25 protein-coding genes are annotated in these 22798 nt (G+C 63.5%); 13 read left to right on the plus strand and 12 right to left on the minus strand.

Annotated features, from left to right (window positions below; translation table 11 throughout):
- Positions 1 to 25 precede the first annotated feature (25 nt).
- The gene (locus tag KBY75_RS01310; RefSeq protein ID WP_255022708.1) at positions 26 to 1231 is read left to right on the plus strand and encodes a diguanylate cyclase; all 1206 of its coding nucleotides are present in this window, start codon (positions 26 to 28) and stop codon (positions 1229 to 1231) included.
- On the opposite strand, the gene KBY75_RS01315 is transcribed toward KBY75_RS01310, so the two are convergent.
- From KBY75_RS01315 to KBY75_RS01325, 3 genes are read right to left on the minus strand one after another with little or no spacing between them, the layout of a single operon-like run.
- Positions 1228 to 2109: a transglutaminase family protein gene (locus tag KBY75_RS01315; RefSeq protein ID WP_255022660.1), complete on the minus strand. Its 882-nt coding sequence runs from the start codon at positions 2107 to 2109 to the stop codon at positions 1228 to 1230. The genes KBY75_RS01310 and KBY75_RS01315 overlap by 4 nt on opposite strands.
- A complete protein-coding gene (locus tag KBY75_RS01320; protein ID WP_255022661.1) occupies positions 2094 to 3053 on the minus strand; it encodes an alpha-E domain-containing protein in 960 nt (319 codons plus the stop codon). Before KBY75_RS01320 ends, KBY75_RS01315 begins: the two co-directional genes overlap by 16 nt.
- Complete coding sequence (locus KBY75_RS01325) at positions 3047 to 4486, minus strand: circularly permuted type 2 ATP-grasp protein (protein WP_255022662.1); 1440 nt, start codon at positions 4484 to 4486, stop codon at positions 3047 to 3049. Before KBY75_RS01325 ends, KBY75_RS01320 begins: the two co-directional genes overlap by 7 nt.
- Positions 4487 to 4631: 145 nt before the next feature.
- On the opposite strand from KBY75_RS01325, the gene KBY75_RS01330 reads away from it, so the two are divergent.
- Entirely contained in the window at positions 4632 to 5147 is a 516-nt protein-coding gene (locus tag KBY75_RS01330; RefSeq protein ID WP_255022663.1) for a PilZ domain-containing protein, read from the plus strand.
- On the opposite strand, the gene ureC is transcribed toward KBY75_RS01330, so the two are convergent.
- Genes ureC through KBY75_RS01350 form a run of 4 tightly spaced genes read right to left on the minus strand, consistent with a single transcriptional unit; the run spans position 5144 to position 8515 of the window.
- Positions 5144 to 6868, minus strand: coding sequence for an urease subunit alpha (ureC, locus tag KBY75_RS01335; protein ID WP_255022664.1), 1725 nt, complete (start codon positions 6866 to 6868; stop codon positions 5144 to 5146). The two genes, KBY75_RS01330 and ureC, sit on opposite strands and share 4 nt — an antisense overlap.
- A 24-nt stretch (positions 6869 to 6892) precedes the next feature.
- Positions 6893 to 7210, minus strand: coding sequence for an urease subunit beta (locus tag KBY75_RS01340; RefSeq protein WP_254935377.1), 318 nt, complete (start codon positions 7208 to 7210; stop codon positions 6893 to 6895).
- Positions 7211 to 7248: 38 nt separating this feature from the next.
- Positions 7249 to 7551, minus strand: a complete 303-nt coding sequence (locus KBY75_RS01345; protein WP_255022665.1) for an urease subunit gamma — start codon at positions 7549 to 7551, stop codon at positions 7249 to 7251.
- A 49-nt stretch (positions 7552 to 7600) separates the two neighbouring features.
- Positions 7601 to 8515, minus strand: a complete 915-nt coding sequence (locus tag KBY75_RS01350) for an urease accessory protein UreD (RefSeq protein WP_396097771.1) — start codon at positions 8513 to 8515, stop codon at positions 7601 to 7603.
- Between the two features lie 36 nt (positions 8516 to 8551).
- Between KBY75_RS01350 and ureE the strand changes: the two genes are divergently transcribed.
- The 9 genes from ureE (at position 8552) to KBY75_RS01395 (ending at position 16118) form a co-directional block, all read left to right on the plus strand.
- On the plus strand, positions 8552 to 9037 hold the full coding sequence (gene ureE / locus KBY75_RS01355) for an urease accessory protein UreE (protein ID WP_255022666.1): 486 nt from the start codon (positions 8552 to 8554) through the stop codon (positions 9035 to 9037).
- On the plus strand, positions 9027 to 9668 hold the full coding sequence (locus KBY75_RS01360; RefSeq protein WP_255022667.1) for an urease accessory protein UreF: 642 nt from the start codon (positions 9027 to 9029) through the stop codon (positions 9666 to 9668). The genes ureE and KBY75_RS01360 overlap by 11 nt, the downstream gene beginning before the upstream one ends.
- A gap of 9 nt (positions 9669 to 9677) precedes the next feature.
- Complete coding sequence (gene ureG, locus KBY75_RS01365; protein WP_254935381.1) at positions 9678 to 10274, plus strand: urease accessory protein UreG; 597 nt, start codon at positions 9678 to 9680, stop codon at positions 10272 to 10274.
- A 118-nt stretch (positions 10275 to 10392) separates the two neighbouring features.
- A complete protein-coding gene (gene urtA, locus KBY75_RS01370; RefSeq protein ID WP_255022668.1) occupies positions 10393 to 11685 on the plus strand; it encodes an urea ABC transporter substrate-binding protein in 1293 nt (430 codons plus the stop codon).
- Between the two features lie 98 nt (positions 11686 to 11783).
- Complete coding sequence (locus tag KBY75_RS01375; RefSeq protein WP_255022669.1) at positions 11784 to 12941, plus strand: urea ABC transporter permease subunit UrtB; 1158 nt, start codon at positions 11784 to 11786, stop codon at positions 12939 to 12941.
- 3 nt (positions 12942 to 12944) lie between these two features.
- Positions 12945 to 14087 (plus strand): urea ABC transporter permease subunit UrtC, encoded by a 1143-nt coding sequence (gene urtC, locus KBY75_RS01380; RefSeq protein ID WP_254935383.1) that lies wholly within the window; start codon positions 12945 to 12947, stop codon positions 14085 to 14087.
- 20 nt (positions 14088 to 14107) lie between these two features.
- Complete coding sequence (gene urtD, locus KBY75_RS01385) at positions 14108 to 14857, plus strand: urea ABC transporter ATP-binding protein UrtD (RefSeq protein ID WP_254942219.1); 750 nt, start codon at positions 14108 to 14110, stop codon at positions 14855 to 14857.
- Positions 14854 to 15606, plus strand: a complete 753-nt coding sequence (gene urtE, locus KBY75_RS01390; RefSeq protein ID WP_255022670.1) for an urea ABC transporter ATP-binding subunit UrtE — start codon at positions 14854 to 14856, stop codon at positions 15604 to 15606. The genes urtD and urtE overlap by 4 nt, the downstream gene beginning before the upstream one ends.
- 38 nt (positions 15607 to 15644) lie before the next feature.
- Entirely contained in the window at positions 15645 to 16118 is a 474-nt protein-coding gene (locus KBY75_RS01395) for a hypothetical protein (protein WP_254935385.1), read from the plus strand.
- Here KBY75_RS01395 and KBY75_RS01400 read toward each other — a convergent pair.
- The 4 genes from KBY75_RS01400 to queC are packed head-to-tail and all read right to left on the minus strand — an operon-like array spanning position 16088 to position 20469.
- Positions 16088 to 17608 (minus strand): APC family permease, encoded by a 1521-nt coding sequence (locus KBY75_RS01400; protein ID WP_255022671.1) that lies wholly within the window; start codon positions 17606 to 17608, stop codon positions 16088 to 16090. The two genes, KBY75_RS01395 and KBY75_RS01400, sit on opposite strands and share 31 nt — an antisense overlap.
- 7 nt (positions 17609 to 17615) lie before the next feature.
- Positions 17616 to 18482: an aminotransferase class IV gene (locus KBY75_RS01405; protein ID WP_255022672.1), complete on the minus strand. Its 867-nt coding sequence runs from the start codon at positions 18480 to 18482 to the stop codon at positions 17616 to 17618.
- On the minus strand, positions 18479 to 19816 hold the full coding sequence (locus KBY75_RS01410) for an anthranilate synthase component I family protein (RefSeq protein WP_255022673.1): 1338 nt from the start codon (positions 19814 to 19816) through the stop codon (positions 18479 to 18481). Before KBY75_RS01410 ends, KBY75_RS01405 begins: the two co-directional genes overlap by 4 nt.
- Positions 19813 to 20469, minus strand: coding sequence for a 7-cyano-7-deazaguanine synthase QueC (queC, locus tag KBY75_RS01415; protein WP_255022710.1), 657 nt, complete (start codon positions 20467 to 20469; stop codon positions 19813 to 19815). Before queC ends, KBY75_RS01410 begins: the two co-directional genes overlap by 4 nt.
- Before the next feature lie 97 nt (positions 20470 to 20566).
- Between queC and KBY75_RS01420 the strand changes: the two genes are divergently transcribed.
- Complete coding sequence (locus tag KBY75_RS01420) at positions 20567 to 21115, plus strand: ecotin family protein (protein ID WP_255022674.1); 549 nt, start codon at positions 20567 to 20569, stop codon at positions 21113 to 21115.
- Here KBY75_RS01420 and KBY75_RS01425 read toward each other — a convergent pair whose 3' ends face one another.
- Positions 21116 to 21772, minus strand: coding sequence for a 7-carboxy-7-deazaguanine synthase QueE (locus KBY75_RS01425; protein ID WP_254935390.1), 657 nt, complete (start codon positions 21770 to 21772; stop codon positions 21116 to 21118).
- A 254-nt stretch (positions 21773 to 22026) separates the two neighbouring features.
- Between KBY75_RS01425 and KBY75_RS01430 the strand changes: the two genes are divergently transcribed.
- On the plus strand, positions 22027 to 22797 hold the full coding sequence (locus tag KBY75_RS01430) for a peptidylprolyl isomerase (protein WP_255022675.1): 771 nt from the start codon (positions 22027 to 22029) through the stop codon (positions 22795 to 22797).
- Position 22798 lies beyond the last annotated feature (1 nt).

Here is a 22798-nt window from a genome sequence, read left to right on the forward strand (position 1 = left end):
GGCTCCGGAGCATAATTTGTCTGGAGTGTCTCTACTCAAGGGCCGGATCAATCGACAGCTTTGGCTGCTGGTGGCTCTCACCGCGGCTGCTGGATCAGCATTAATGGCCCTTCTTGCTGGATCCCTGGTGCTCTCCTACAACGCCAGGGAAACGGAGCGGAGTGCCACCAATTTGGAGCGCATCCTCAGCGCGAGCATGTCTGGCTACCGGCCATTGCATGATCTGCAGCGGGATTTGCAGCGGGCAGCTGTCAATCAGGGCTTAGAGAGTGCCCTGGTTGTAGATGCTCGCGGGGTTGTGCTGGTGGCCTCTAATAATGCTTTGGTGAACTTGCCCCTGCCCCATGTGTTGCAGCTGGCAGGTGAGCAGCCATTGAGGGCGTTGTTTGCTGATTGCCCCAGTAAAGATGGGGTGGTGAGCTGTCTCAACCAGGATCGGCGTGTTTTTGTTGGTCCCCTGCCCTGGTTTGGTGGTGATTTCTTAGTAACGATGCGGCAGTCACCGCTCGCCTTGGAGGGCCGGGGCGGTGGATTTGGCGAACGGGCCACGCTGATCACCGTTGTTAACCTGGACACCCAGCGCAACGAGGCGCTTACTTTTGTGCTGCTGGTCTTTATTGCCGGCACCTTGCCGTTGATCTTTGGCTCCCTGGGTTTGTTGTTGATGCTGCGGCGCCATTTGCTGCCCGAGCTGCTCAATATGGCTCAGATTGATGCCCTTTCCGGTATCTTCAATCGCCGTACATTTTTGGAGACTGCTAGGGAAGTGCTCGCCAAGGCGCAGCAAGTGGGCGTGCCTTGCTCGATGGCCTTGATTGATGTTGATCACTTCAAGGCCATCAATGACAACAATGGCCATGAAGTGGGGGATCAGGTGATTCGCCACGTCTCCCAGTTCTTGGCTGGTGTGGGCCGGAGCACAGACCTGGTGGGCAGATTAGGGGGAGATGAATTCATAATCCTGCTGCAAAATCCGCGCGAAAGAGCTGTGCAGATGTTGGATCGCACCCGGCAGCAGTTGCAGGTGAGCCCACTGCGCAAGGAAGACGGTGGCGTGGTGGAGGTGGAGCTTTCCGTTGGAGTTGCCTCCACCGCAGGAGGGAGCGGCTACGACTTGGAGTCGTTGATGGCCGCCGCCGACGCCGCTCTTTATGTGGCGAAGGATCGAGGCCGCCACCAGGTGGTTTGTCTGGAAATGGAGGACACCCAATTGAAGGCACCTTTTGCTTAGGCGGATTGCATGGTTGCGGCCGGCTCTTGGATGTCTGACTCAATGCTCCATTCCAGCAGGCTTTCGACGCCATTCGCCCCCGAAAAGCTGCCCGTGACTGCGGCGGTCAGCTCCGGCTTGGAGGAAGTGGCCAAGGTGATGTACCGATCGTCGATTACGCCTATGCCGCTGGGATCAAAGCCCCGCCAGCCGGCACCTGGCAGATACACCTCAGCCCAGGCGTGCAGGTCGTAGCTCACCGGCTTTGGTTCTATTAGGTGGTAGCCGCTCACGAAGCGAGCCGGTAAACCCACGCAGCGGCAGGCCTCCACCATCAGCATCGCCAGGTCTCGGCAGGACCCCACCCTTTCCTTGAGGGTGCGGCCGGCGGGCCAGGCCGGACCCACGTGTCGCTGGGTGTATTTGACCCGGTCTTGAATGATCTCCACCAGTTGTTGCAGAAACATCAGCGCCCTTTGATCGCTGCCCATCAGTGCTTCCTGGGCCATGTCCACCGCGGCTGGGTCGTGCTGACCGTTGGGTAGCCAGCCCTCCAGGCTGCCGGCCAGGTCACCGTTTAGGTGGCCCACCGGGTAGGGCAGCATCGGTTCGCTGCCCTCCAGGCAAACCTGCAGCAGTGGTGCCGTTTCCGTTTCCACTAGGCTGCTGGCCCGCACGATGAACGCATCTGTTGGCCCATTGAAACGGGCCCGCAGAATTTCATCGCCGCTGGCTGCCATCAAGGGGTAGAGCCGCCCTGGCTCAGGGGTCACTACCAGCTGGAAGTCCAGCAGCCGCTGAAAGCCGTGACCCCGGGGTTTGAGGCAGAACCGGTGCGGACCCAGCAGCACCGGGGCGCTGTAGCGGTAGGTGAAGGTGTGGGTTACGCGGGCACGCATGCGTGGTCGGCGATGAAGTAGCGCTGTTCGATCAGATCATGGAGCCGGTTGAGGTCGCTCTGCAGGCCGTCGATCGACTCGTGCAAGCCTCCCGCAATCAGCTCGTCGATACGGCTGTAGCTCCAGCGGGCCAGGGTGAGGCCGCTAAGGCATTCGAGCTCGTCTGGAGCTCCTGGCACCGCCTGGCCGCGCACGATCCTCAAGGTTTCGTGGATGCGCTCCAGGCAGTAGCGCACTGAGCGTGGAAAGATTGGGTCGAGCAGCAGGAAGCCTGCCACCGCTTTTGGCTCGATCGCCTGCTGGCGCGACTGACGGAACATTTGATAGGCCCCGGCGCTGCGCAGCAGGGAGATCCATTGCAGTTCATCGAGCACGCCGCCCACCTCATCAGGTGAAGGCAGCAGCAGGAAGTACTTCACATCAAGTATGCGGGTGGTTTTTTCAGCCCGCTCCAGCACCCGCCCCAGGCGGCTGAATTGCCAGGAGAGGTCGCGGCTGAGGGTGGCATCCGTGATGCCATAGAAAAGTTGGCAGGAGCGGCGGATGTCGCGAAGTTGCTCCTGGGGCGGCTGATTCCAGAAGCCCTTGTTGTCGAACAGCGTCCAATAGATGTCGTTGAGCTGCTCCCACATTTCGGTGGTGATTACATCGCGGATCTGGCGAGCGTTTTCGCGGGCGATGGCGATGCAGTTCACGACGCTGTTGGGATTGGCCTCGGCGCGCACCAGAAAATCCACCACCTGCTCCGGGCGTCCTTCTGGATAAAGACGGTCAAATAGTTCCCGATCACCGCTGGCATCAACCAGGGGCAGCCAGGGCTCGGCGCTGCCGGGCGGGCAGTCGAGGGCCATCGCTTCGCTCACCTCCACAAAGCGGGAGATGTTTTCGGCCCGCTCCACATAGCGGTTGATCCAATAAAGGGAGTCGGCGACGCGGCTCAGCATGGTTGTTCACTCACGATCCAGGTGTCCTTGCAGCCGCCACCCTGAGAAGAGTTGACCACCAGGGAGCCCCGGCGCAGGGCCACCCGGGTGAGACCGCCCGGGCTTACCCAGACCCCCTTGCCGCGCAGCACATAGGGCCGTAGATCCACGTGGCAGGGGAACAATTCGCCCTCGCTTAGCGAGGGCACGGTGGAGAGCTCGAGGGTGGGCTGGGCGATGTAATTGCGGGGATCGGCCTGGATCTTGACGGCAAACTCGGCGATCTCCTCGCTGCTGGCGTGGGGGCCGATGAGCATGCCGTAGCCACCGGCCTCGGCCACCGCTTTCACCACCAGCTCACTGAGGTGGGCCAGCACGTAGGACCGGTCGTCCCCCCTGGCGCAGAGGTAGGTGGGCACGTTCTCGATGATCGGCTCCTCGCCCAGGTAGTAGCGGATCATCTCCGGCACATAGGCGTAGATCAGCTTGTCGTCGGCTACGCCGGTGCCTGGGGCGTTGGCTATTGCCACCCGGCCGGCCCGGTAAGCGGCCATCAGGCCCCGCACCCCCAGCATCGAATCGCTGCGGAATACGGCCGGGTCGAGGAAGTCGTCGTCGATGCGCCGGTAGATCACATCCACCGGTTCGGGTCCGGCCGTGCTGCGCATCCACACCCGGTCGTCCTGGCAGATCAGGTCGCGGCCCTCCACCAGCTGGATGCCCATCTGCTGGGCCAGGTAGCTGTGCTCGAAGTAGGCGCTGTTGAACACCCCGGGGGTGAGCAGCACCACCTTGGGGGTGTCGGTCCAGGGGGCCAGCTCCCGCAGGGTCTGCAGCAGGTGGGAGGGGTAGTCGTCGATCGGCTGCACGGTGCGGCCGGCAAACAGGCTCGGGAACATCCGCTTCATCACCCGGCGGTTTTCCAGGAAGTAGGCCACGCCGGAGGGACAGCGCAGGTTGTCTTCCAGCACACGCCAGGTGCCCTCGCCGTCGCGCACCAGATCAAGGCCGGAGATATGGCACCAGCGTCCCAGAGGCGGCTGGAAGCCCTGCAGTTGGGGCCGCCAGCCCTGGGAGCTCTCCACGTCCTGCCGCGGAATCACACCGTCGTTGAGGATTTTTTGGGGTCCATAGACATCGGCCAGAAATAGGTCGATCGCCTCTAGCCGCTGGAACAGGCCTGCTTCGAGGCGTTGCCAGTCCGCGCTACCGATCAGCCGCGGCAGGGGGTCGAAGGGCAGGATGCGCTCACCCCCCTGGCTGCCGGAGCCATTGAGGCGAAAGGTGGCCCCCAGCCGCCGCAGCAACACACCGGCTGCTGCGTGATTGCGGTTCAGTTCATCGAGGCCCAGCTGGCCTAGGGAGGAGAGCAGAGGGCGTAGGGCAGTGCGAGGCTTATCAGGGGCGCTGAAATATTCGTCGTAGCCCCGATTTGGTCTGTATTCGGTAAACATGCCGCGCCACCTGCCATGGCGGGATCATGTCCACCCGCTGGGGTTGACGCCGGTGTGGATTGATACGGAAGGCCAGCTCCGTCTCTGGCGGCTTCCTTCCTCGGCCATTAAGGTGAGACAACAGCAGCTCTTTGGGGCTTTTGTGATGCCCAGCTATCTCCCCAATCTTGCTGGCGACGCCTCCAGAGCGCCTGGTGTCTCCTGGTCCGAACCCTTCAGTAAAGATCCAGGGCGTTTTGAGGCAGAAACAATCCTCACCGGGGATGAATACCTAGAAATCCTTGGTCCTCACGATGGTCAGCGCCGCTTTGAAAGGTTGGTGGCGCCACCTTGTCGTCCGGTGCCGATTCAGCTGCTCAGCCCAGATGGCGAACCCCGCACCGAGTGGTTTTATGCCGACATCCTCGATATCAGCCTCGGTGGCTTGTGCCTGTTGATCACCGAAAACCATGAGTTACAGGTAGGTCAAAGACTGCTGGTTGATTTCAAGGTGCATCGGGCCACCGACTTGCATCGGGTGGCTGGCTTGGTGCGTTGGTTTGTGCGCTCCGGCACCGTTACCACCATGGGAGTGGGCTTCAGCGAACCCCTGTCCCTGCTTCCCCAGCTGCTGCCGGAGCGGCGCAATCGCCTGCGCGACCCCAACACGGTGGCCGATTAGAGCAGGAAGTAGCGCTGGGCCATTGGCAGCACCTCGGCTGGTTCGCAGCTGAGGTGCATCCCATCGGCGAACACCTCATAGGTCTGGGGGTCAACCTCAACATTCGGCAGGGCCGTGTTGTTTTTCATTGAGGCCTTGCCGATGTCGCCGCGGGTGTTGGTCACTGGCACGCAGGGGCGTTTCAGGCCCAGCTGGCGGGGTAGGTCGGCATCGAGGGCTGCCTGGCTCATGAAGGTGAGGCAACTGGGGGCCAGGGCGGCCCCAAAAGCGGCAAACATCGGCCGGCCGTGCACCGGTCCGGGGGTGGGGATCGAGGCGTTGGCATCGCCCATCTGGGCCCACACGATTGAGCCGCCCTTGATCACCAATTCCGGTTTCACCCCGAAAAAGCCCGGCTTCCACAGCACCAGATCGGCAAGCTTGCCCACCTCCACCGAACCGATCTGGGAATCAAGCCCGTGGGCGATCGCCGGGTTGATCGTGGTTTTGGCGATATAGCGCTTCAAGCGGGTGTTGTCGTTGCGCCCTCCACTTGAAGCGGAGTCTTCGGGCAGGGTGCCCCGCTGCGCCTTCATCTTGTGGGCGGTCTGGAAAGTGCGGGTGATCACCTCGCCCACCCGGCCCATGGCCTGGGAGTCGCTGGCGATGATTGAGAAGGCGCCCAGGTCGTGGAGGATGTCTTCTGCGGCAATCGTTTCGCGGCGGATGCGCGACTCGGCGAAGGCCACATCCTCCGGGATGCGTGGATCCAGGTGGTGGCACACCATCAGCATGTCGAGGTGCTCCTCGAGCGTGTTGCGGGTGTAGGGGCGGGTGGGGTTGGTGCTGCTGGGCAGCACGTTGGCTTCGCCGCAGATTTTGATGATGTCGGGGGCGTGACCGCCGCCGGCTCCTTCGGTGTGAAAGGTGTGGATGGTGCGGCCGCCGATGGCGCGGATCGTGTCTTCCACAAAGCCGGCCTCGTTGAGGGTGTCGGAGTGGATGCACACCTGCACGTCGAAGCGATCGGCCACCGTGAGGCAGCAGTCGATCGCGGCTGGGGTGGTGCCCCAGTCTTCGTGCAGCTTGAGGCCGCAGGCGCCGGCCCGCACCTGCTCCTCGATTGCCTCGGGGGTGGAGGCGTTGCCCTTGCCGTAGAAGCCCAGATTCACCGGCAGGCCCTCGGCGGCCTGCAACATGCGGGCCAGGTGAAAGGCGCCCGGGGTGCAGGTGGTGGCGTTGGTGCCGGTGGCCGGGCCGGTGCCGCCCCCCAGCAGGGTGGTTACACCGCTGGCCAGGGCCGTTTCAATTTGCTGGGGGCAGATGAAGTGGATGTGGGTGTCGATTGAACCGGCGGTGATGATGTGGCCCTCACCGGCGATCGCTTCGGTGCCCGGTCCCACCACGATCGTCACGCCGGCCTGGGTGTCGGGGTTGCCCGCCTTGCCGATGGCGCAGATGCGGCCATCGCGCAGGCCGATGTCGGCCTTGACGATCCCCCACCAATCCAGGATCAGGGCGTTGGTTATGACTGTGTCCACGGCGCCCTGGCTGCGGGGTGTCTGGCCCTGTCCCATGCCGTCGCGGATCACCTTGCCGCCGCCAAACTTGACCTCATCGCCGTAGACAGTGAAATCTTTTTCCACTTCCAGAAACAGCTCGGTGTCGGCTAGGCGCAGCCGATCGCCGGTGGTGGGGCCGTAGGTCTCGGCGTAGGCGCGGCGGGAGATGCGATAGGGCATGGGGTGGGGTTGCCGGGATGGGCGTTAATCGAGCGGTCCGTTGACCAAGCCGTTGAAGCCGAAGATGCGGCGCTCGCCGGCGAAGGGCACCAGCTGCACTTCGCGGCTGTCGCCTGGCTCGAAGCGGATAGCCGTGCCGGCGGGGATGTCGAGCCGCAGGCCGCGGGCCGCGTCGCGGTCGAATTTGAGTGCGCTGTTGGCCTCAAAGAAATGGAAGTGGGAGCCCACCTGCACGGGCCGGTCGCCGCTGTTGGCCACCAGCAGCGTTGTCACGGGCCGACCGGCGTTCAGCACGATTTCGCCGGGCTCGGGCAGTAGTTCACCAGGGATCAGGGGGGGCATGGCTCGGGGATTAGCGGATCGGGGTTGTGGGGCAGCGATCAGCGGATCGGGTCGTGCAGGGTCACAAGCTTGGTGCCGTCGGGAAACATCGCCTCGATCTGTACCTCGCTCACCAGTTCCGCCACCCCCTCCATCACCTGTTCACGGCTCAGCCAGGTGCTGCCCTCAGCCATCAGGGCGGCAACGGTCTTGCCGTCGCGGGCGCCTTCGATAACCTGAAAGCTGAGCCAGGCCACCGCCTCAGGGTAGTTGAGCCGCAGGCCGCGGTTGAGCCGCCTCTCTGCCAGCAGGGCGGCGGTGACTATTAGCAGCTTGTCCTTTTCCTGGGGGGTTAGGTGCATGAGCCAACTTTGGCAGCTTTAGGGCGCCTTGACCCGTTCAGCCTGAACCCTAGGGCTGTTCCTGGAAGGGCCATACCCGCGGCAGTTCTGGGGCGGTGAGGCCGCGTGCGGCCCGGATCCGGGCCCATACCCTGGTGAACCAAAACCGGGCCGCCTGACTGGAAGGGCCGCGGTAGCGGGCGATCAGGCCCTGGTCTAGGGCTCCGCAGGCAAGGTCGCCCTCCAGGCCCTGGCGGTCGCTGCGGCAGTCGGCCAGCAGCTGGGCCAGGGCAGCGGCCCCCAGGGGCTGCGGCGCTGCCCACACCAGCGATCCCAGCACCGGTTGGCTCGCCATGCCGTGTTCTGCAGCGAGGCTGGCGCCGCTGATTTCCAGGGGATCCACCAGCTCCCAGCGGCGACCTTCGGGGCCGCGGCGACACACCTGCAGCCGTGAGCGCCAGCAGCCCTGGCCCAGGGTTTCACCAGCGGCGCTGCGGCCCAGCCGTACGACGTCCATGCCCAGCCAGCTGGCCCCCGCTGCTAGCTCCACCGTGATGTTCTGCTCCAGCAGTCCGCCGGCAAACAGCACCAGCTCCTGGGGCAGCCATTCCAGGTCGCTGCCGGCTTCAAGGCTGAAGTGCAAACTCTGCCGGGCCCACTGGCCCTGCGGCACCAAGCGGGAGCGCCCCACCGAGCCATACACCTTCTGGGCCGCCACGCTGGTGAGCAGGGCCTGGCTACCTGGGGCTAGGTAGGCCCGCACCGTCAGTTGGTCGCCCCCCACCAGGCCGCCGGCGGTGTGCAGGAGGGGCAATTCGCAGCGGCCGTCTGCCTGGGGGTAGGCCCGTTGCAATTTCAGGGGGGAGGTGGCCCAGCCCTGATGCACCGTGACCAGCGGCTCCCCCGGACTGCCCTGCCTGGCCTTGAACTCCAGCTCAGCGGAGCCGTGCCAGCGGCCTGCCGCAATGGTGTTGGGATGATTCACCAGGCATGCTGTTTAAAGACCATGGTGCACCCGGCGATGGCCAGCTCCGAGCCTGCTGCCCAGCCTTTGGTGCTGCGTGAGCGCGGGCTGGCGGCAAGTCCGGGGGATGTTCCTGCCTTGGTGCTGGCCCTTTCAGCGGCGGAGCGCACCCAGCTGCGGGGTTTGCGTTGCACTGTCTGTGGCAGGCAGGTGCTGCTGCAGCTGCGCCGGGGAGCAGCCCTAGAACCCGGTGAGTGGCTGGCCGCCACGGCTGCCGAACCGCTGGTGCAGGTGCGCGCGGCGCTGGAGGAGCTGATGCAGGTGCGCAGCGCCGATCCCCTAGCCCTGCTCCAGGCCGCCTATCACCTTGGCAATCGCCACGTGGCGATGGAGATCAGGGCTGGTGAACTGCGCCTGCTCGCCGATTCCGTGCTGGCCCATCTGCTGGAGCATCGCGGCCTGCAGGTGGATCAGCTGCAGGCTCCCTTTCAGCCCGAGTCCGGTGCCTACGGCTCCGCCCACAGCCACAGCCATGACCACTAGCCGGTTGCGCTTGTTTCAACTGATCAGCCCGGCGCTGCCGGTGGGGGCCTTCAGTTATTCGGAGGGCTTGGAGGTGCAGGTGCAGCGCGGGCTTTTGCTGGATGGGGCTGGGGTGAGGGCCTGGCTGGAAGCTGAGTTGCAGCGCGGCACCTTGGCGCTGGAGGCGGCCAGTTTGCCCGGTTTGCTGCTGGCTGAACCAGCCGAATTGCGCGAGCGCGATAGCTGGTTGCTGGCCCTGCGGGAGGCGGCGGAGGTGCGCGCCCAGCACCGCCAGATGGGCGCGTCGCTGCTGGGGCTGCTGGCCGATCTGGGCTTCAATCCGCCTGCCTTGAACCTGGCTTGGCCGGCAGCCTTTGCCCTGGCGGGCCGCGCCCTGGAGGTTGCTGCCACCGAGCTGGTGGAGGCCTACTTGTATGGCTGGGTGGCAAACCAGCTCAGTGCGGCGTTGCGGCTGGTGCCCCTAGGACCCACCGAGGCCCAGCGCCTGCAGCTGGGCCTGGCACCTTTGATTGCCGAGCGGGCCCTGGAACTGGTGGCTGCCGATCCCGATCAGCTTTGGAGCGGTGGTGTGGGTGCGGGTCTGGCCCAGTTGCGCCATGCCGAGCTGTACTCCAGGCTGTTTCGCAGCTGAGCGGATCGGATGAGCAAGCTGCGGGTGGGCGTGGCTGGGCCGGTGGGCTCGGGCAAAACGGCCCTGGTGGAGGCCCTGTGCCGGCGACTGCGCGATCGTCTGCAGCTGGCGGTTGTTACCAATGACATTTACACCCAGGAGGATGCCCAGTTCCTCACCCGAGTTGGGGCTTTAGAACCCGAGAGAATCCGCGGCGTCGAAACCGGTGGCTGCCCCCACACCGCCATCCGCGAGGACTGTTCGATCAACCGGGCGGCGGTGGCTGAGCTGGAGGCGGCCTTCCCCGATCTGGATCTGGTGCTGGTGGAGAGCGGTGGCGACAACCTGGCTGCCAGCTTCAGCCCGGAATTGGTGGATCTTTGCATCTATGTGATCGATGTGGCCGCCGGCGACAAAATTCCTCGCAAGGGCGGCCCGGGGATCACCCGCTCCGACCTGCTGGTGATCAACAAGATCGACCTGGCTCCCATGGTGGGAGCAAGCCTTGAGGTGATGGCAGCCGACACCGAATGCATGCGCCCAGGACGCCCTTGGTGCTTTACCAACATCCGCAGCGGCGAAGGACTGGAGGCGGTAGAGAAGTTTTTGTGGGCTCAGCTGCCCTGATTAGCTTGTATTTACTGAATCGTAGCAACCACTACAAAGCCAAAGTGTGACAACTGGATACCTTCCAGTGACCGCTAAATAGCAGCGGAACATTCAGCGGTTTCCCGTAGGAGTTTTTATGAAGTCTTCCCTGATGCGCAAAACCACCATGCGTTATGTCGCTGGTGCTACGGCGATGGCAGCCAGCCTCTCGCTGGTGGCCTGCGGCGGCGGCGAAAAAGCCTCTGGCGATTTTGACGGTGAAGTGAAGGTGGGGATTCTGCATTCCCGCTCCGGCACCATGGCCATCTCCGAAAACACGGTGGCTGAAGCCGAGTTGATGGCGATCGAGGAGATCAACGCCAAGGGCGGGATCACCATCGATGGCAAGAAGCTGAAGATTGTTCCCGTCGAAGAAGATGGTGCCTCTGACTGGCCCACCTTTGCTGAGAAAGCTAAAAAACTGATCGATCAGGATCAGGTGGCTGTGGTGTTTGGTGGCTGGACCTCAGCTAGCCGCAAGGCGATGTTGCCGGTGTTTGAGGCCAAGGATCACTTCCTCTTCTACCCGATTCAATACGAAGGTCAGGAGTGCTCCAAGAACATCTTCTACACCGGTGCCACCCCGAACCAACAGGCTGAGCCGGCGGTCTCCTGGCTGCTCAAGAATAAGGGCAAGGACTTCTTCCTAGTGGGCTCCGATTACGTGTATCCGCGCACTGCGAACACGATCATGAAGGAGCAACTCAAGGTTGAGGGCGGTAATCTGGTGGGTGAGGACTACCTGCCACTTGGCAACACCGAGGTGGCGCCGATCATTGCCAAGATCAAGCAGGCCCTGCCCAAGGGTGGTGTGATCGTTAATACGCTTAATGGCGACAGCAATGTCGCCTTCTTCAAGCAGATGAAGGCTGCTGGTATCACCCCTGCCAATGGCTACTCAATCATGAGCTTCTCAATTGCTGAGGAGGAGGTTGCGGCAATTGGCCCCGAGTATCTTGAAGGCACCTATGCGGCCTGGAACTTCTTCCAGAGTCTCGACACCCCGGCTTCCAAGAAGTTCACTACTGATTTCAAGGCCAAGTACGGCGAGAATCGGGTCACCAACGACCCGGCTGAATCCGCTTACAACATGGTCTACCTCTGGGCCGCTGGAGCGGAGAAGGCCAATAGCGTTGATAACAACGCAGTGCGCAAGGCGCTAATCGGTGTGACTTTCGATGCCCCCCAGGGCAAGATTGAGGTGCAGCCCAATCACCACACCACCGAGCTGGTGATGATTGGTGAAGTCCAAAAGGACGGCATGTTCAAGATCATCGAAGACAAGGGTGTGCTTAAGCCAATTGCCTGGAACCAGTTTGTTCCAGAAACCAAGGGTTACACCTGCGATTGGACCCAGGATCGTCCTGATGCTGGCAAGTTCAAGATGTGAGCCTTCGGCTTGCCCATTGACTTCAGATCGGGGGAGCTTGTCTCCCCCTTTTCACTTCGTTTTTATTCTTTTCCTCTTGCCGAGCCCTGTTGGGCGCCATGGATCTTCTTTACGACACACTCTTCAATGGCCTAGCCATCGGTTCTGTACTGGTGCTGGCCGCCCTTGGCTTGGCCGTTGTCTTTGGCTTGATGGGGGTCATCAACATGGCCCATGGTGAGTTGATGATGCTCGGGGCTTACACCACCTTCGTGGTGCAAAACCTATTTAAAAATGGACCCCTGGAGGGTCTTTTCCCCATCTACATTTTGGTGGCGATACCACTTGCTTTTTTAGTGAGTGGCCTGGCGGGCTTGCTGCTGGAAAAAACCGTGATTCGGCGCCTTTATGGCAGACCGCTGGAAACTCTCTTGGCCACCTGGGGGGTAAGCCTGATTTTGCAGCAATTTGTGCGCTCGGTGAGCAGTGCTTTTGTTGTGGGGCTTGTGGTGGCCGTGGCTCTTGGCTTGGTAGTGCCACGGTTGTGGCCCAGCTCCTGGGCTCAACGGCGCTGGACCCCATTGCTTGGAGTGGCTAGCTGGGTTATTTCTGGCCTGCTTGGCATCATTTTGGCCTCCGGACTGGGTGGTGTTCGGGTGCTGGATCAGCCCTGGTTTAGCGCTCGCAACCTAGACGTCACTGCTCCCCTGTGGTTGCGTGGCTCGGTTGAACTTGGCGGTGTCAATATGCCAACGGCACGCCTGTTCATTGTTGCTCTTACGGCGATTGCCCTGGTGGCGGTGCATTGGTTTCTGCAGAAGAGCGTCTGGGGCATTCGCATCCGGGCCGTTACCCAAAATCGCTCAATGAGTGACTGCTTGGGTATTCCCACCGAAACCGTCGATGCACTCACCTTTTTGGTGGGATCGGGCTTGGCTGGAGTGGCTGGAGTGGCTGTGACTTTGCTTGGCTCGGTGGGCCCAAACCTTGGCGGCAACTACATCGTTGACTGCTTCATGGTGGTGGTGTTGGGAGGGGTTGGCAAACTTCTCGGCACGGTTGTAGCGGCCCTGGGTATCGGAGTGCTCAGTTATGTGATCGGTTCAGGCTCCCTACTGCTGCTCTGGCCAGCCATGCCAGCCGGCCTCAATGAGCTGATCACATTTTTTGCCACCACCTCGATGGCAAAGGTGCTCGTGTTTGCCCTGATCGTCGTGTTCCTGCAGTTCAGGCCCGCTGGCCTGTTCCCGCAGAAGGGACGGCTGGTGGAGGCCTGAACCATGGCGAAATTGCGCACCTGGTTGCCTTGGCTGCTGCTTGTGGCAGCAGCGTTGGTCTTGCCGGCAATTCTGCCGCCCTTCCGGCTCAACCTGCTGGGTCGGTTTTTGTCGCTTGGAATCGTAGCCCTGGGTATAGACCTGATCTGGGGTTTTACTGGCATGCTGAGCCTGGGTCAGGGCATCTTCTTTGCCCTAGGTGGCTATGCCATTGGCATGCATTTGCAGCTTTTATCTCTAGCGCCTGGGGAGTTGCCAGAGTTTTTCGGGCTTTATGGGGTCAAGCAAATCCCTGTTTTTTGGCAGCCGTTTCAGTCGTTTCTGTTTACGGGATTGTGCATTTGGGTGTTGCCTGCCCTAGTGGCTGGTGTGCTTGGTTATCTGGTTTTTCGCAATCGCATCAAAGGGGTCTATTTCTCGATTCTTACCCAGGCGGCCCTGCTGGTCTTTTTCAACTTTTTTAATGGCCAGCAGAAGCTGATTAATGGCACTAACGGCCTCAAAACCGATACCGCCCGGATCTTGGGTGAGCTGGTGGGCAGTGATGTCATGCAGCGCAATCTTTTTTGGCTCACTGTGGCGTTGGTGATCGCTGCGTGGTTGCTCTGCCGCTGGCTCACCCGTGGTCGCTTCGGCGATGCCTTGATCGCCATCCGTGACGACGAGCCGCGGCTGCGTTTCACCGGCTACAACCCCACTGCCTACAAAACCCTGGTGTTTGCAATTGCTGGAGCTATGGCTGGCGTGAGTGGTGCGCTTTACACCGTGCAGTCCGGCATTGTGTCGCCCCAATACATGGCCGTGCCTTTCTCGATTGAGATGGTGATTTGGGTGGCAGTGGGTGGCCGCGGCACCTTGATTGGAGCCGTGCTTGGTGCCGTTTTGATCAACTACGCCAAGAGCTTGGTGAGTGAACAACTGCCGGAAACCTGGCTGTTTATCCAGGGTGGTTTGTTCCTATTGGTGGTCACGGCGCTGCCTGATGGGTTGGTGGGCTGGTGGCGTCAGGGTGGCCCGCGCCATATCCAGGCCATGGTTGGCTGGCCACCTTTGGCGCCCACCTATCCAGGCTTGGATCTCGACCCTGCGGCGCAGGCGGAGCGCCAGGCGTTTCGGTCCGATCTTCCTCCTGGAGGAGCTCCATGACTGCGTCTACTAGCGCTCAATTGGTCGCTCCATTGCTGGAGCTACGCGGTGTCAGCGTCAGCTTCGATGGTTTTTGGGCCCTCAACGATCTCAACCTCTCCCTGGCACCCGGTGAGCTGCGGGCCGTGATCGGCCCAAATGGGGCGGGTAAAACCACCTTCCTTGATGTGATCACAGGCAAGGTGCGCCCCACCAAAGGCGACGTGGTGTTTCGGGGGCGCTCGTTGTTAGGCATCGCTGAGCACCGCATCGCTCGGCTAGGCATTGGTCGCAAATTTCAGACGCCGCGCGTCTACCAAAACCTCAGCCCTCGCCGCAATTTGGAGCTGGCTGTTAAAGGCAGCCACTCACCCTTCAAGCTGTTGTTTGGCAGCCTCGATAGCCGTCAGCGCCAGCGCGTTCAAGAGTTGCTGGCCGTGGTTGGCCTCGAGGCCCATGCCTCCCGGCGGGCCGGCAGCCTTTCCCACGGCCAGAAGCAGTGGCTTGAGATCGCCATGTTGCTGGCCCAAGACCCTTATGTGCTGCTGGTGGATGAGCCGGTGGCCGGCCTTTCCGAGGAGGAGACCGAGCGCACCGGTGCATTGCTGCGCAGCCTTGCTGGCGACCACACCGTGCTGGTGATCGAACACGACATGGACTTCATCCGTGAGCTCGATTGCCCTGTGACCGTGCTTCATGAGGGTCACGTGCTTTGTGAGGGCACGATGGAGACGGTGCAGAGCGATCCCCGCGTGATCGAGGTTTATCTCGGTGTTGAGGACGACGTATGACTGCTTCTGCCACCATGACCACCCCAGCCCAGGGCGAATCCAGCCGCTTGTTGAGCGTGCGCGGGCTCAATGTTTATTACGGCGAGAGCCACATCCTGCGCAACGTCGATCTATCGATTGCGCCTGGTCAGATGGCCTGCCTGATCGGGCTCAATGGAGTTGGCAAAACCACCCTGCTGAAGTCGATCATCGGCCTAGTGCCCCAGCGCAGCGGTTGCATCGAGCTGGCAGGCAGCGACTGCGGCGGCCTGGCCCCCCACCGCCGCGCCCGGGCTGGCATTGGCTATGTGCCCCAAGGGCGGGAGATCATTCCCCAGCTCAGCGTGCGCGAAAACCTGCTGCTGGGTCTGGAAGCCCTGCCGGGGGGTATGGGTCGCCATCGCCATATTGACCCGCTGGTGTTTGAGCTGTTCCCGGTGCTGGAGAAGTTTCTGGCCCGCCGTGGCGGCGACCTCTCCGGTGGTCAACAGCAGCAGCTGGCCATCGCCCGGGCCCTGCTCGGTAAGCCCCGTCTGCTGCTGCTCGATGAACCCACTGAGGGCATTCAGCCATCGGTGGTGCTCGACATCCAGCGGGCAGTGAGCCGGATCATTCGAGAGACGGGGATTTCGGTGTTACTGGTGGAACATCACGCCAGCTTTGTGCGCCAATCCGACTCTTATTACGCCATGCAGAAGGGCGGCATTGTGGCCAGTGGCGCCACGGCCGATCTCAGCTCGGAGATGATCCAGCGCTTCTTGAGCGTTTGAGGCTAGAAAGAGGCTGATCAAAGTCATACAGAAATTTGATGCGCGCTTCCCTTGTGGCGGCCTTCGCGGCCGGTCTGTGCAGCACCACCCTGGTTGCTGGTTTGGCGCCAGCCCAGGCCCAAACCTGCCAGTTCTTAGCGCCGGTGGGTGGCGATGGCGTCACCAACGTCATCACCAAAACGATTGGTGCAGGCAATCCCTTTGGCCGGCCCAATTGGAACACTGATTTCTTTGTGACCCAGCCCTACGGCAGCTACAAGTTTTTCTTCACTGCCAACTCCTCGGTGAGCGCCACGTACCCTATTCAGGGCTATCTCAAGTTCACTGACGGCTCCAGCTTGCAGGTGATCAATGAGTCGTTTGCACCCCAGATGGGCACCGGCCGCATGTGGGGCCCCTTCCCCGCCATTCCCGGCAAAACCGTGAGCCAGCTCAATTTTAAGATTGGAGCCAGCGCAGACCAGGCGGCTACTGGTTTCACCTATCGCATTTCCACCATGGGTTGCAACTGAGCTAGTCGGGAGCTGGTGGCGATCGGAAATACCACTAAGGCCCAGCTAGCTAGCGCAGCCAGCTGGGCCAAGAGGCCCAGCGGCACTGAGGTGATGGCCACGATGCCGCCGAGGTACAGAAACCACCAAAGTCCATGACGTAGCTGCTGACGATCGGCAAGGGCAAACAGCCCGGCCGGCACCAGCACGATCAGGCTGGCTCCTCGCAGGGCGCTGGTGCCGCACCAGCTGATCGCCCAAGTGGCCAGCACGAAGGCGGAGCTGCACCAGACACCGGCCCATGGCAATCGGTAGGCCCGTTGGGTATCGGGCAACTGCTGGCGCAGGGCTATCAGGCTTACCGGGCCCATGGCCAGGGCGATCACCAAGGTGGCGGTGAGGAAGCTCACCACGGTTTGCCAGCTGGGGCCGCTGAGCAGCATCAACACCCCCATGGCCAGGCTCACTAATAGGGCAACTGAGGGCACGGCCTGGCGGTTGAGCCGCCCAAAGCTGCTGGGCAGCAGCCCGCAGCGCCCCATCATCCAGCTCACCCGCGCCGAGGCGCCCATATAGGCCATGGCCGTGGCGCTCGGGGAGATCACCGCATCTAGCAGCAGCAGCCGCGCCACCCAGCCCAGACCCAGGCCCATGGCCAGGGCCACCAGGGGTCCGCCGTGGGCGGTGAGCTCAAGCCGGCCCCAGCCGCCAGCTAGTTGGTCGGGGGGGATGGATACCAGGAAGGCCAGCTGCAGGATTAGGTAGATGCCAAGGGAGATGGCGAGACCAAGGGCCATGGCCAGGGGCACGGTGCGCTGGGGCCGGCGGGTTTCGCCGGCCAGATCCATGGCGGTGCGAAAACCCAGCAGCGAAAACAAAATTCCGCCGCTGCTGATAGCCGTCACCATGCCCCGCAGGGTTTCGCCCGGGGGTAGGCGGCTGGCGGCGAGATTGCCCCAGTGGCCCGAAGCCAGCATCAGCGTGACCGAGATCACCAGGGGTATGGCCAGCTTCCAGGCGGTGAGCCCGTCGATCCAGCGGGCTAGCCAGCCCACCCCTGCCAGGTTGATCCAGGCCAGCATTGCCAGCAGGGCCGTGGCCAGGGCTAGGCCCGGACCGCTGAGCACCTGGCCGCTGCCCCCATCGGCCGTCAGCCAGGGGAAGCTGCTGGCTAGGTATTGCATCACCGCCAGCACCTCGATGGTGGGCAGGGCCAGGTAGGCGATCCAGGCGCTCCAGCCGCCGATGAAGCCGGCGGTGCGGCCGTGACTGAGCAGGGGGATCTGGGCCAGGGCGCCGGAACTGCTCACCAAGGAGCCCAGTTCGGCAAATACCAGGGCCAGGCTGAAGGCCAACATTCCGCCCAGTAGCCAGGCGCCGAGGGCTGCTGGGCCGGCACTGCGGGCGGCGTAAAAGGGGGCAAACAGCCAGCCTGAGCCAATAGTGCTGGTCACTACGGCGAGGGTGAGGCTGCGCAGCCCCAGCTGGCGCGAGAGTTCGGAGTTGGTCATCGACGGGTCATGGGCTGGCCTGCAGGAGTTGTCGCCAGAACGTCTCTGGCTTCTGATTGCCGCCGCCAGATGGAGCGGAGTTAGCTATCGGCAGGGCGCCCAGGTGGCTGATCGGCCGGCAGCCCAGGCTGTTGATCAACATGGCCGCCTCCCAGCTGGCCAGATCTTGCTCGTTGACCGGGGCTTCAGTGATCAGGCCCCGATCCAGACCCCGCTGCCGCATCACCCCAGGCAGGCAGCCGCTGCTCAGGGGCGGGGTGATCCAGGAGCCCCCGCTGCACACCAGCAGGTTGGCGCTGGTGCCGCAGCAGAGGCCGCCGGCGGAGCTGGCCAGCAGGGCGTCGTCGGCTCCGGCCTCCAGGGCCTGGCGGCGGGCCTGGATCGAGGCCCCGTAGGCGAAGCTCTTGCAGCGGCTCAGCAGGCTGGTGGCGCTTCGGGTTTCGGTGGCACTAGTGATCACTCGCACCGGCTCAAAACACGGTTTGAAGGCACTGAGCTGCAGCCAGAAGCTGGGGCTGTTGATGCAGGGCGGCTCGATGCCCCGTGCACCGCTGCCGCGGCTCCAGTTGAGCCGCAGGGCGCCGCTGCTGCCAGGGGCCTTGCCGATGCCGCTGCGCTCGATCGCTGCGGCGATCAGGGGCTGCACGGTCGCCGCTCCTGGCGGTGGCGGCAGCCCCAGCAGCGCTGCCGAGCTCTGCCAGCGACCCAGGTGTTCCCCCAGCAGCCAGGCTTGACCTGCTTCCACCAGCAGGGTTTCAAACAGGCCATCGGCCAGCAGCAGGCCCCGGTCGCTGATCGGCAGGGTCAGGGTCTGCGGTGTGCCCCAGCGCCCTTGCCCGGTGCCGTCGCCCAACCAGGCGATCGGGGCGCTCATGCCAGGGCCTCCAGCAGCGGTTGCAGTTTCCAGCCCAACTCCTCGGCTTCGGCGGCGGGGTCGGAGTCGGCCACGATGCCGCAGCCGGCGTGGGCCCGTAGGCGCTGGCCGCGCAGCAGCAGCGAGCGGATCAGGATGTTGCTGTCGAACTGGCCGTCGACCCCAAGCCTGAATAGGGAGCCGCAGTAGGGCCCTCGCGGCACCGGCTCAAGGCCATGCAGGCGCTGGCAGGCGCGGATCTTGGGGGCGCCGGTGATCGACCCGCCCGGCCAGCAGGCCCGCAGCAGATCAATCGTGTCGAACCCCGGCTGCAGCTGGCCCCGCACCACCGAGGTGAGGTGGTGTACCTGGCGGTAGCTCTCCAGCCCCACCAGCTGGGGCACCTGAATCGAGCCTGGCTTGCACACCCGGCCCAGGTCGTTGCGCAGTAAGTCGACGATCATCACGTTCTCGGCCCGGTCCTTGGGGCTGGTCACCAGGTCGGCGGCGGCGTCGGCATCGGCGTCGGTATCGCCATGGCGCGGCCGGGTGCCCTTGATCGGCCTGGTTTCCACCTGCCCGCCCTCCCCCACCCGTAGGAACCGCTCCGGTGAGGCCGACAGCACCGCCTCCCCCGCCGCCGCGCCGCCGGCGATCGCCAGGCCAGCAAAGGGGGCGGCGCATAGCTCGCGCAGGCGGCCGTAAAGGCCGAGGGGATCGGCGGGGCTTGTTAAGGAGTGCTCGCAGCAGGCGGTGAGATTGGCTTGGAAAAGATCGCCGGCGGCGATCCAGGCCAACACTTGCTCCACCTGGGCGGCAAAGCGCTCCGGTGGAGTGTGCCAGTGCCAGGAGGCTGGCGCGATCGCGGCCGGGGATTGGCTCGCTGGCGCGTTGCCTAGATCAAGCCGCTCCAACAGGGCAGCGAAGCTGCTCAGCCGCGCTGGATCTTGACCCTCGAGCCACTGCTGCTGGCTGCCATGGTCAAACACCAGCACCGGGTCGTGGCGGGCAGCCCAGAGCAGGGCCATGTCGGGCGACTGCCAATGGGGTGCCGGCTCCACCCAGGCCCCGGCTTCGTAGCTGAGCCAGCCCATCCAATGGCCGCCGCCAGCGGCTAGATCGGCCAGCTGCGCAAAGGGATCACTGGCGCCGCTCTCCCCCGGCAGGCCGCGGCAGATGCGCTGCTCCAGGGGCGCCAGGCCGAGGCGGCTGCAGGGGCCCTGGGCGCTGCCATCGCTATCGAGCCACACCAGACCTTCCCTACCCAGCTCGGCCGCCAGGGCTTGCACCAGGGGCCAGGGATCCCGCCAGGGCAGGGGGTGATATTGGGGCTCGCGGTGCCGGGGCGGGCTCATGCCCCGGCTGCCAGCAGGGCGGCATCGCGGATGCGGCAGCTGTCGCACACGCCACAGGGCCGCTCGCCGCCCTCGTAGCAGCTCCAGGTGCGCTCGATCGGCACGCCGAGCCGCCGGGCCTCTTGCACGATCCGGGTTTTGCTCCAGGTCACCAGGGGTGCCCAGAGCTGGGCGCCGTGGCCTTCGCGGCCGGCCTTGCTGGCAAGCTCAGCCAGGCTCTGGAAGGCTTCGAGGTAGTCGGGACGGCAGTCGGGGTAGCCGGAGTAGTCGACAGCATTTACGCCCAGCACCAGCTTCTGGGCGCCGCGGGCCTCAGCCAGGCTCAGCGCCAAGGCGATGAACACGGTGTTGCGTCCTGGCACATAGGTGCTCGGGATCACGCCCGCCTCAACCCCGGTGCTGGGCACGGCGATGGCGGTGTCGGTGAGGGAGGAGCCACCCCAAGCGGCCAGATTGACGGCGATGGTGTGGTGTTCAGCCAGCCCCAGGAGCGGTGCCAGTTCGGCCGCGGCTTGCAGTTCGCGGCGATGGCGTTGGCCGTAATCCAGCGACAGCCCGATCACCCGGTAACCGGCTTCGATCGCCAGGGCCGCGGCGGTAGCCGAATCCAGGCCGCCGGAGAGCAGGGCGATGGCGAGGGGTGGGCCAGGCATGGGTGCGGCAGACACGGCTACTGGGCTGGCGATGGCGTTGAGGAGCTTGTACAGAAGTACATCTTCCCCAATGCCAGCGCCGCTTGCGGCCGCCACGATGGCCATAACCGTGGATATGGGGATGGATATGGATTTGGTCAGGGGCATCAAGAACGCGGCGCTTGTTTTGCTGCTCGCTGCGGCGCCCGTCTCGGCGGTACCCCGGCTCGATCTCTCCAGTTACCCGAAAGTCGCTGCCGGCGACCGGCGCTGGGTGATTCAGCTGCCGGGGGTGCTGCCCCCCAACTCCGATGCCGCCCTGTCGTCAAACCCCGCCGACTGGCGGGTGCAGTTGCTGGTGGGACAAATGGTGCAACTGGATTGCAATCGCCAGATGTTCGGCGGCAAGCTCCGCGCCGTGAAACCCGCCCAGAAGGGTGGACCGGTGATCTATCGGGTCACGGATGTGGGGCAGTTGGCCTCCACCCGCATGGCCTGCCCGGCGGACCAGCCGCGCCGCCGCGGCTTTGTGCCGATGGCCGGTAAGGCGTTTGTGGTGCCCTACAACGCCAGTCGCCCGATCGTGGTCGATGCCCCCCGGCCGCTGGAGCTGCGCTGGCGTCTGTGGAAGGCGGAGGTCCAGGAGCGCCCGGCCAACCTGCTCTGATCAGCGCAATCCCAGCAACTTGTGGCTCTGCAGGCTGAGCCGCCATTGGGGGTTGCGGCGCACGTAATCGATCGCCAGGGTCTGGCCGGCTGGGCAGTCCCAGCCCGGTTGCAGCAGCAGTTGGGGGCCAGGGCTCCCGCCGCGCGCCTCCCGGGCCTGGGCGGCCATGGCTTGGGCGAAGGCCAGATCGGCGGCCTCGTGCACCACCACCTTGAGCTCCTGGCAGACGGCCAGCAGCTCTGCGGTGGGAGGGCGGTGGCGCTTGGGCGAAAGGGTGATCCAGGCGAAGCGGCCGCTGAGTGGATCCACGCCGCTGGTTTCCAGGTGCAGGGGCAGGCCCGAGGGCTCCAGGGTTTGGCAGAGCGGGCCAAGGTTGTGGTGCAGCGGTTCACCGCCGGTGATGACAACAAAAGCGGCACCGGCTTCGGCGGCGGCCGCGGTTGCGGCGGCTAGCGCGGCCAGGGATTGCTGGGGGTGCGCTTCGGCCGGCCAGGAGTGTTTGGTGTCGCACCAGGGGCAGGCCACCGCGCAGCCCCCCAGGCGGATGAAGAAGGCGCTGCGGCCGGCGTGCAGGCCTTCACCCTGCAGGGAGTGGAAGGTTTCCACCACTGGCAGGGCACTTGCTGGCAGCGAATCGGCGGCCAGGGGCTGGGGCACCGGGCTTAGGGGAATGGAATTGCCAGATTGGTCTAGCGCTTGGCTTTCCTTTTGGTGTGGAGTGCTTGTGTGCGGGGGAGCCCAAGCCAATGGCGCTTTATTTGCATCTGTTTGTAATTAGGACTTGTTAGAGCTGAGCAAAGCCATAAACTATATTGATAGAATAATTGATATGCATTGGATAGCTTTGCGCGGTTTCGCAAAGTCGCGCAACCGCTTTATTCTTTCTAAATCGCTCAAGAGCACGCTTATTTATGTCTGCTGAGCCTCAAGAGAGTCCTACCGTTTCGCTCCAAGACTTGGCTCGCCTCGGTTTGCTTGAGCCCTACGTGCGAGCTAATTTGCTGGCCTTGGCGGCTAGCGATGTTGCTTTAAGCGATGAGCAAATAGATGCGGCCAGGCAGGCTTTTTGTCGTCAGCACCAAATCCGTGACGGTGAGGCCCTCAAGGCTTGGGCGATAGCCCGCATGCTCAGCCCCGCCGCCCTAGAGGCGCAGATGCGGCAGCCCCTGCAGCTGCAGCTTCTCTGCCAGCGTGATTTCTCCGCCAAGGCAGAAGCTCGCTTTCTGCAGCGCAAGAACCAGCTCGATCGCGTTGTCTACAGCCTGCTGCGTCTCCGCGATGGTGGTCTCGCCCGCGAGCTCTACTTACGTATTGATGATGGCGATGCCAACTTCGCCGATCTAGCGGCCCGCTACGCCGAAGGCCCCGAGCAGGCCACCCGCGGCATTGTTGGCCCGGTGCCCCTCACCCAAGCCCACCCTGCCTTAGTTGATCGTTTGCGCACCGCTCCCCCTGGCGTAGTGCTCGAGCCCTTCCAAGTCGAATCCTGGTGGCTTGTGGTGCGGCTCGAAAGCCTTACTTCCGCCACCTTCGATGAGGCCACCGCCGCCCGCATGGCTCAAGAGCTGTTCGAGCAGTGGATCTCAGAGCAAGTTGAACGACGTCTTGCCGATCTGCAACCCCTGATTGAATTGGCCGTGTCCGGCGATGCGGGCCAGAACGTCAGCCCAGGCTCATCATGAA

It is taken from the genome of Cyanobium sp. T1G-Tous, assembly GCF_024345455.1.
Classification (GTDB): domain Bacteria; phylum Cyanobacteriota; class Cyanobacteriia; order PCC-6307; family Cyanobiaceae; genus Cyanobium_A.